This window comes from Klebsiella sp. 2019SCSN059, from assembly GCF_021739525.1.
GTDB lineage: Bacteria > Pseudomonadota > Gammaproteobacteria > Enterobacterales > Enterobacteriaceae > Klebsiella > Klebsiella quasipneumoniae.
Window position 1 is genome coordinate 1 of record NZ_JAKKOM010000100.1, and the last position, 1,655, is coordinate 1,655.

A 1,655-nucleotide genomic window follows, 5' to 3' on the forward strand; every position below is an offset into this window, starting at 1 on the left:
GTCCGCCCTGCGTCGGATAGTCCGATTTTTTACCGGCGAAGCACGGCTCTCCTAACCCTATCTAAAGCGAATAACTTTTTTCAACAGGGCCGCGTGCCAATGCAAGAGCGATAGGCGCTCTACGCGCCAATTTGACCACTTAAAACAGGTAAATTGAGGGGTTGTAATGTGTTGATGTAACAGGCTTTTATTTTAATGTCTTGGCATATGTATAATGGTAGTCTAGCCCTCCTTTCAACAAGGAGTACTCATGGAAACCTACAATCATACATATCGGCACCACAACTTTTCACATAAAGACTTAAGTGATCTCACCTTCACCGCTTGCACATTCATTCGCAGCGACTTTCGACGTGCTAACTTGCGTGATACGACATTCGTCAACTGCAAGTTCATTGAACAGGGTGATATCGAAGGCTGCCACTTTGATGTCGCAGATCTTCGTGATGCAAGTTTCCAACAATGCCAACTTGCGATGGCAAACTTCAGTAATGCCAATTGCTACGGTATAGAGTTCCGTGCGTGTGATTTAAAAGGTGCCAACTTTTCCCGAACAAACTTTGCCCATCAAGTGAGTAATCGTATGTACTTTTGCTCAGCATTTATTTCTGGATGTAATCTTTCCTATGCCAATATGGAGAGGGTTTGTTTAGAAAAATGTGAGTTGTTTGAAAATCGCTGGATAGGAACGAACCTAGCGGGTGCATCACTGAAAGAGTCAGACTTAAGTCGAGGTGTTTTTTCCGAAGATGTCTGGGGGCAATTTAGCCTACAGGGTGCCAATTTATGCCACGCCGAACTCGACGGTTTAGATCCCCGCAAAGTCGATACATCAGGTATCAAAATTGCAGCCTGGCAGCAAGAACTGATTCTCGAAGCACTGGGTATTGTTGTTTATCCTGACTAATTGCTTTGATGTGTGATTTTAAACGCTCAAATTTATAAAACGAATAATATTGTCAACCTTGCAATAATAGACATAGGGACAACCATGTATAAATTTTTACCCTCAGGCGTCTTCACAATAGAGCCATATAGCAGTGGGTCACTTAGTGGGCTTAATTTTTCCATTAAAGATAATATTAATATTGCTCAGTATAAAACATCATATGGTAGCCCATCTTGGCAAGTAAACATAAGGCTGCCATTTATAAGGCACTGTTGCAAAAATGTGGAGGTGATAGGGGTACTACGCCGGAACCCCAGATTTTTCCGTCCGTTCAAATTATCCACGGTTGAGCAGCTTGATCCCGTCCGCCCGCAGTTGACCAACAGGGGAAATATGCCTGTACAAAGTTTGCCGGGTTATCCCAAGTTCCTGGCATAGCGTACTGACCTTTGTTTCTGATTGTCCCATTGATGCCATTGCCAGTCGCAGTTTGACTGGCGTCATTTTATAAGGTCGGCCGCCGTTCCGCCCACGGGCTCTTGCTGATGCCAGACCTGCAGTCGTTCTTTCAGCAATCAGTTCGCGCTCAAACTCCGCCAGTGCGGCAAAGATACCGAAGACAAGCTTGCCAGCGGCCGTTGTTGTGTCGATAGTCGCCCCGTGACCGGTCAGCACTTTCAGACCGGTCCCCCTCGCGGTCAGGTCGTGCACTGTATTAATGAGATGACGAAGATCACGACCGAGGCGGTCCAGCTTCCATACGACC

2 protein-coding genes are annotated in these 1,655 nt (G+C 45.9%); one reads left to right on the forward strand and one right to left on the reverse strand.

The genetic code is table 11. The features are described from left to right. Positions 1–250: 250 nt before the first annotated feature. The gene (locus L2I46_RS29025; RefSeq protein WP_001516695.1) at positions 251–907 is read left to right on the forward strand and encodes a quinolone resistance pentapeptide repeat protein QnrS1; all 657 of its coding nucleotides are present in this window, start codon (positions 251–253) and stop codon (positions 905–907) included. A gap of 318 nt (positions 908–1,225) precedes the next feature. On the opposite strand, the gene L2I46_RS29030 is transcribed toward L2I46_RS29025, so the two are convergent. Beyond that, the coding region (locus tag L2I46_RS29030; RefSeq protein WP_046181446.1) for a recombinase family protein at positions 1,226–1,655 on the reverse strand (430 nt) is incomplete at its 5' end.

Coding starts and splice junctions, on each gene's coding strand:
- L2I46_RS29025 (WP_001516695.1), top strand. CDS start 251: ATGGAAACCTACAATCATACATATCGGCACCACAACTTTTCACATAAA.